Raw genomic sequence first — 7,188 nt, forward strand, 5'->3', positions numbered from 1 at the left:
TGGTCAGATTAGGACTACCGGTACATCTCCTTCAGAATGTCGTCATACTGGTCCGCATAGGCCGTCACGGTCTGCAGAGCGCCGAGAAGCTCGTTTTTGTCGAGGCTCGCCCCAGGCAGGGAACAGGAGAGCATGACCGTGTTGTCGAAGGTCAGGGAGAAGGCACCGAGGGGGAGATCCGAGTTCAGTCTCATGAATTCCGAGGAGACCCTGTCCGGGTCCACGTTGTCCGCGAGATAGGAAAAGACCTTGACCAGGACGTTCTCTGAATGCCAGGGATTGACGGTCACCTGGATCGTGGCGCTCCCGAAGGAAATGGAAACAAGTCCGTCCACCTTCATAAGATCATCCTTGTCGAAAAGCTCCGCCAGGTAGCCGTCCACTTTTTTCCGCACGTCCTCGAGCAGAGGCTCGTTCACTCCGTCCCTGAGCACCGGAAACTTATGCACCCGCCCCACCGCCCGCATTCATTTTTTCCATGAGCTTCGCCATCTCGGCCTCGAGCTGAATGTCTTTTTCCATGTCCCTGAAGGGGTCATCGGCAGCCGCATCGCAGGAGAGCTCGGAGAAGGCCTGGGCTTCCGCCTCCATTCCCTCGATCTTCTTTTCCATCTTGTCGAACTTGGCGAAGGCTCCCTGTCCCACGTTCGTCCCCAGCACCGTGGAAAATTCCTTCTGGGTCTTCGCCGCCTGGGCCCGGGCCACCAGGGTGACCTGCTTCATCCGGGCTTCGTCAAGCTTCGTTTTAAGGCTGTCGAGCTGGCCCCTGAGCTGGGTCGTGGTGCCCGACGCCTGGGCCGCCATGGCGTCATACTGCTTCGCCTGGCCGTCGTAGATCATCTTCCTGGAGAGGGCCTGCTTCGCCAGGTCCGCATTGCCCGCCTTGAGGGCCATGGCGGCCTTGTCCTCCCACTGCTTTGACTGGGTCATGGCCAGGCCCTGCTGCTTCCTGAGGCTCTGCTCGTTGGCCATGGCCTTTGCCAGCCCGGAAGTGGCCTTGACGAGGGCCTCTTCCATTTCGATGATCATCTGCTTGACCATCTTTTCCGGATCTTCCATCCTGTCCAGCATTTCGTTGACGTTCGCCTTGAAGATATCCGAAACCCGCGCGAAGATGCTCATGACGTTTTCTCCTCCTTATGTTGGGTTCCTTCCCTGTGCAGGATCCATTTTTTCGGCCGCCCCGGTCGTCCGTTCACCATTCGGGAGCCAGTCCAAGCTTTTTTTTCCGGTTCCGGTGCTCGTTTGTTATTGTTTCTCTTTCCCTTGACACCTTTTCTTTCAGTGCCTCGAACTCGCGGATTTTCCTTTCCACCGCAAGCTGCTCCGGATGTTTGAAATCCATGATGAGGGCAGATTCTTCCGAAAGTCTCCTGTACTCCGGCGAACCGACCTGGTCCAGGGGGAAACGGCTCATGAGAAGCTGAAGTTCCCGGACTCTGTTGATTCCTCCCGCTGCCCTTGAGTGTGCCAGGGAAAGTTCCCGGTATTTCTGCGGAGAAATCGAATCGTCAAGCTTCCGTATCCGCTCCCGTTCCTTTCTGGTGAGTTCCTCGTCCAGTTCGATCGCCCTGCGGAGCTCCGATTCACTCTTCTCTTTCTGCACTATCGCCGCCAAGGCCGTTTTCAGATCAATCTCGAGACTGACGGCGGGCCTGGAAAGATCCTTGTACTCGTAGTCCCGGAACACGGGAATATCCTTGAAGATTTTTCCTTCCAGGAAGGGGCTGTATGCCTTGTCGAAATCCTCCCTGGCCTTCCCGAGGTTCTCCCAGTGTTTTTTTGCAAGAGGGACCCAGTTCAAGGGAGTATCGCTCAGTTCAGGAGCCACGTCGGGGTGGTGCTCCTTCATTTGAGTCCAGTCCTCAAGAATTTTGGCGATACGCCTGTCCGGTTCCTTTTCCAGGGTGACGTCCTCCCCAAGATACCCTATGGTGCGTCCGATGCTTCCCGAGACGTTCTCCGCGGTAATCCTTATGGACTGCACCTCTTTCAGGCACTTTTGGATCTCTTCACTCGAAAGCCGTCCATTCTTCAGATCCCGTGCAATCGCCTCAAGCCTCGGGCCGTCTTCTTTCAGCCTTTCCATATAGCCGGTGAGTCGGTTCGGCGCTTTTTCGATATCGAATTCCCTCTGAAAAATCTCCCTGTTCACCTGTCTCTGCCATGCCACCACTTCACCCACGGCCTGAAGATCATGGATGAGGAGGATCATGCTGTGGGACCACTCAGAGGCTTTTTTCGCCGCCGACTCGCTCGTCTCTTTTTTCAGGAGGCTGTCGAACTCGAAATGGCCGATTCTGGAAAACACGGAGATGAATCGCTCGTTCAGGTCGTCCCATACCCCTTCCACCTCTGACTTTTCACGCCTGGTGGATTTGAGGAGATTCCCGACACCGTCCATTCCCTGCTTCACGAGAGAGTCATAGTAGTCCATGATGGTCCCGAGGGACCGCTCCTGTTCCTGTGGTAAGGCGGGAAGAACGGCAGCGCAGACCATGACGGACGCGGCTGTCGCAAAAAGAAGAGTCCTCATCCCGCTGATCCTGCCTGACATGGCGCTGAACCTCCTTCACTGAGTCTCACCACTGGCTTCTCGGCTTGAGCGTGTCGAACTGTTTTTCTTTGGCCAGCTTCGCTTCTTTCAACATCGGCTGAAGACCGAGGTCCTTCTTCCGTTTTCCGTGGTCCGCTATGATGGCATCCACCCGTCTCTGGGCTTCCGGGAGCTGCTTGTAGAAGGTCTGCATGGCCGAATCCGCCGCCCTCTGCTCCGGGTGCCTCCGTTTCACAAGAGTGTCCAGCTCCTCCTTCACTTTTGCATAGGCACCGTCCTTCATGTCAGAGTTCTCGAGAAACCGCTCCAGTTCCACGACCTTGGCATAGCCTCCGGCGGCCTTGTACACGGCATTCTGCAGGGATTTCTCCCGCTCCGGACCATACGCGGCCTCAAGCTTCCGGATCTCCTCCTGTTCCTTCCTGGTAAGGACATTATCCTGCTCCAGCGCGCTTCGCCTGATCTCAACATTCTTTTCCTCGCCGGCGATGACGGCAATGACGCTGCGGAGGGTCATTTCCGTATCAAGGACTACACCGGAGAGCTCCGAATATTTCTTCCCCTCGAAGAGAGGAATCCCCTGGAAGAGATTCCCCTGCAGCAACGGGGCGTAGACCTTGTTGAACTCTTTTTTCGACTCCAGGTAGTTCGCCCACTTCGCCTTCGGGTGGGGAGCCCACCGGGCGACCCCGTCCGCGATGTCCTGCCGGAGCAGGGGGTAGAGATTCTTTCCGTCCTTCCAGTAATCCGCCAGGACTTCCATCCGCTTGAGTTCCGTCGCCGGAATGACGTACCCGGTCTCCGGCTCGAGGTACTTCGCTGTGTTCACAAGGCTGACGGCGGCATTCTGGGTCCTGTACTTCATGCCCATCGTCAGCATCAGATACCTGGACATCTCTCCCTTCAGCTCCGCAAGGGATCCCCGGGTTTTCGAATAGTCCTCAATAGCCTGGTTTGCCTTCCTGTGGATGTCCACCAGGGAGACGCTCATGAACTTCATGTCGTCCACGTAGGCGCCGACCCGGGCCGGGGCATTCCCGATGTCGAACTCCAGGGACTCGATGTGCCGGTTCACCTTCAGCGTCCAGGCTACCGCTTCTCCGACGGACTGGATCTCCTGGGCGAACCCGAGCAGTTCTTCGGCGTCCTTGTGAATATCCCTGGCAATAGGGAGGGTGATTCCTGACTGCCCGGAAGCAGGGGGTGCCGCAGCAGGAGGAGCACTCTTGCCCACGTTCTCCCTCGCTATCCGTATATCTTCATTAATCTTCCTGTCGATGGCGAGTTTCAGCAGGGGACGGAGCTGGGCCAGTTCCTTCAGAACGGGAGAGGCAAAGGACTGCTCCCGGATCTCGTTCCACTTTCCCGTCATCTGCGCTGCCTCGGTCTTTGAAGACTTCAGAAGCTGCTCCACCGCCGCCACGCCCGCCAGGATTTTCTCCTCCGCATCGGGCAGTCTCTTTTCCACCTCGGCGGCGACTTCCTCATAGGTGGGCATTCTTGTTTCCTGCTCCTGGGCGGCTGCCTTCATTCCGGGGCAGGCGGCGAAAAATACTGCCATGAGGAGCAGTACCGCAATTTTCCTGGGAAACATGCTGCGTTTCATTGATTTCACCGCCTTTACCAGCTAGAAAGGCTGCTCGTAGTTGTTGATGTACCAGCGCCCCTTGTTTTTCCGGATAAGGTAATGGGGCTTGGGCGACCCGTACTGGCGGCCCCTCTCGTCCCACGCCCGGGTGGTTACGAGGGCCTGCTCCACTACTTCTCCGGAAATTTCCCGGATCTTCTCCTTCTGCTCTTCGTCAAGGAAGAAGTCCTCCACTCCCGTTCCGGTATCGAATCCCCTGATCACGTCTATTTTGGCTTCGTCTGTCGTTATGTGGACATAGAAGGTGGCAAACCTTTCGAGATGGAGATCCCAGTGATAGCGGATCAGGGACTGGGCGGTGCGGGTCTTCTTCCTGTCGGGGTCGATGCAGTCGAGGAAGAGTTCGAAGTTCTTTTCCTTCACGGAAGCGGCGAAGATCTCAACCAGCCGTTCGGGCTCCACATCCCGGGGGACATACCGCACGGTGTAGAGGGGGTCCTTGATCTCCTCCATCCGTTCTTCCCCGGCAAAACTGCCGCCCAGCTCATTTGCCGAATCGTAGAAAGCAAAGGTGACACCGGGGATGTACAGGGCCACAGGTGTGACCACCCACCCCCACTGGGGGGCCACGGTCTTGACCTTCTCCGCCTGGGGAATCACCATCTCGATGCCGGTGATACGTCCGAGAAGGGTCCACTTCCCCTCTTCCGGGAAGTCCCGGTTGATGAGGCGGCGGTACCGTTTGACAGCCTCGTAAGGGCCGAGCCAGTTCCTGTTGGAAATCTCAACGAAATAGTACCCTTTGGCTCCGGATCCCACGGAGACGAACTCCCGCCCCAGGTCGATGAATTGGTTCGCCGGGTATTCAAACTCGTCCAGGATGACATAGCTTTCCTTGATATCCTCTATGGAGACCTGGCTGCGGTCGGGAGCGGGAAAGGCCTTCGGCAGGGCGGTGGGCCCGGCGAGAATGTCCTCGGTGAACTGCTTCCATTCCCTGTCCGCTATTTCGCCGAAGAGCTGCTTGAGTTTCTTCTCGTTCTCCCGGAAAACCAGCATCTCCGGCGTGATCTCCAGAAAATCCCCCTTGCTCTTCATGAGGGCAAGGCGGCCTCTCTGGAACAGATCCTCCACGGCAGGATCGTCGGGATATTTTTCCTTAAGATCCTTGATTCTCTTCAGGGCCTCGTTATCCTCGTATCCGAGGCGGAAGGCCTGCCCCCGGAAACGGTTCACCCGGTCCTCGAACTTCTTCAGGAAGAATTCCGCCCGCGTTACGTCGTTCTTCGGCGCCGGTTCGGCGCATTCCGCTCCCAAAGCAGCCAGGGTGACTACAATAAAAAGAGAAAGAAACAGAAGAGCACCCGCTTTTTTTCGCGTGAAAAGGGGCATGGCACATCATCTCCTCCCGGTTCTGGTTCTTCTATCCGGGAAAAGCCTACCTGAAAAGGGAAAGCCCGTCCTCACCCCCGGGATAAAAAAAGGGTGGGTTTTCCCACCCCTTTTTCGGGGTGAGATTTCCCACCTTTTTTCTGAACCCTTGGGGTGAAGAGTCTCACCCCGTTTGCACTCAATCGAGGATGTTTTTGAGCTCTCTTCGATTGCTTGAGCCTGTTTTCCTGTAGATATTCCTGAGGTGGTATTTCAGTGTATTCTGGGAAATATAGAGAAGGGAACAAATATTGAGGTCCTTGGCGCCCTTGAGGAGAAGGAGGGCAATTTCCGTTTCCTGCCGGGTGAGATTGAACTCCATGAGCTTCATTCGCCGCCCCATCTCCTCTTCTTTATCCTTCACTTCAGGGTCCGCGTCCCCCATATCCCCGCCGTCGTCACCCCCCGCAAAACCGCCTTCTTCCTCTCTTTTTCTGCGGGCAGCGCTCCCCATCTGGAGGGGAAGATCCCTTCCGTCCCACAGGGAGAGCATGAGGAGCAGCAGAAATATCCCCAGGAGGGCAAAGGAGACCTGGTAGTACTGGCCGGGAAGAAGAGCGGCGCTGTTCCGGAAAAGAAGGTGGTAATGTGCCACTGTGCCTGCAAGGACGATGATGGAAATGCCCAGGTTGATTACCGCTCCCCTCCTGAGGCCCGTACGGGAGGCAAAATAGATCAGGAGCAGCCAGGCGTAGAGGTCGAGAAAGGACAATCCTCCCTCGAGGAAAAACCTCGCGGGTGTCCGATAGGGCGAGAAGGTCAGAAAGAAAAGGGCGGCGGCGATGAACGGGAAGGCTCCCCTGTAGAAGTTCCTCAGGTCCGACCTGGGGTAAAACCGGAAAACGAGGGCCGCACCGAGGGAGGAAAAGGCCCTGATCCAGTCGGTCACCGGATCGGTGCGGGCAAAAACGATGGGAATGAGGCTGATGAGAAAGCCGTTGGCGGTATAAAAGCAAAAGAGAAACACGGCCAGTCTCCAGATGGGAAAATCAGGCAGGGGGGTGAGCTGCTCCGTTTCTTCGGCCCGCACTCCACCGGCGCCCCAGAGCAGCGCAAGGCTCAGCAGGGGTGCGGCAAAAACCAGAAGGGAGACATCCAGCACCGAAAAAAACCTGATAATGAATAAAGAGATCATGGGCGACAGGCCAAACACCACCGCCACGTCGTCGGGAACAAAGGTGCTGAGAAACACACCCCAACGGCCGATGAGCATGGCCCCTCCGGCCGCCGACAAAAGCATCCCTGCCAGGGCGAGAGCCGCGGCGGGAGGAGAGGGAACGAACCCGGAAAGGAAAAGGAGCCCCGGGAGGGAGAGCATGAACAGGCAGCCTGCAAAGGGCACCGCCTCCCTGTGCCGGTCGAAAAAGGACTTCATGGAGAGGAGCCCCATGACAAGATAGGTAAGGCAGTGAACGGCAAGGAAAAGGGCCACGGTGCTTTCCCCGGTATATCCCCTGGCTGCAAGACGGGCCGGGAGGCCATAGTACAGGAAGATGGATTCCATCCACGAGAAGAGCAGACCAAGACCGCCGGCGGTCCCCAGGATTTTTGCCGCCCTCATTCGCGGATCACCCCCTGTAGTTTCAGTATTCCATTCTGAACTATGATTTTG

6 protein-coding genes are annotated in these 7,188 nt (G+C 56.9%); all 6 read right to left on the bottom strand.

What is annotated here, in order from left to right:
- Positions 1-14: 14 nt before the first annotated feature.
- Entirely contained in the window at positions 15-449 is a 435-nt protein-coding gene (locus JMJ95_RS06740; protein WP_290683882.1) for a YbjN domain-containing protein, read from the bottom strand.
- A complete protein-coding gene (locus JMJ95_RS06745) occupies positions 442-1,122 on the bottom strand; it encodes a PspA/IM30 family protein (protein WP_290683884.1) in 681 nt (226 codons plus the stop codon). Before JMJ95_RS06745 ends, JMJ95_RS06740 begins: the two co-directional genes overlap by 8 nt.
- 73 nt (positions 1,123-1,195) lie before the next feature.
- Positions 1,196-2,557 carry a hypothetical protein gene (locus tag JMJ95_RS06750; protein ID WP_290683886.1) on the bottom strand — a complete coding sequence of 454 codons (1,362 nt, stop codon included), beginning with the start codon at positions 2,555-2,557 and terminating at the stop codon, positions 1,196-1,198.
- 25 nt (positions 2,558-2,582) lie between these two features.
- On the bottom strand, positions 2,583-4,163 hold the full coding sequence (locus JMJ95_RS06755; protein WP_290683888.1) for a hypothetical protein: 1,581 nt from the start codon (positions 4,161-4,163) through the stop codon (positions 2,583-2,585).
- A 21-nt stretch (positions 4,164-4,184) separates the two neighbouring features.
- Complete coding sequence (locus JMJ95_RS06760; protein ID WP_290683890.1) at positions 4,185-5,537, bottom strand: hypothetical protein; 1,353 nt, start codon at positions 5,535-5,537, stop codon at positions 4,185-4,187.
- Positions 5,538-5,715: 178 nt separating this feature from the next.
- Positions 5,716-7,188: helix-turn-helix transcriptional regulator (locus tag JMJ95_RS06765; protein ID WP_290683892.1), on the bottom strand; the 1,473-nt coding region annotated here is incomplete at its 5' end.

The sequence above is a fragment of the Aminivibrio sp. genome, from assembly GCF_016756745.1.
In the GTDB taxonomy this organism is placed as follows: domain Bacteria; phylum Synergistota; class Synergistia; order Synergistales; family Aminobacteriaceae; genus Aminivibrio.

What these genes read in the sequence shown, in the direction of transcription:
- JMJ95_RS06745 (WP_290683884.1), bottom strand. Translation starts at nt 1,122, where the DNA reads ATGAGCATCTTCGCGCGGGTTTCGGATATCTTCAAGGCGAACGTCAAC.
- JMJ95_RS06750 (WP_290683886.1), bottom strand. Translation starts at nt 2,557, where the DNA reads ATGTCAGGCAGGATCAGCGGGATGAGGACTCTTCTTTTTGCGACAGCC.
- JMJ95_RS06755 (WP_290683888.1), bottom strand. Translation starts at nt 4,163, where the DNA reads ATGAAACGCAGCATGTTTCCCAGGAAAATTGCGGTACTGCTCCTCATG.
- JMJ95_RS06760 (WP_290683890.1), bottom strand. Translation starts at nt 5,537, where the DNA reads ATGCCCCTTTTCACGCGAAAAAAAGCGGGTGCTCTTCTGTTTCTTTCT.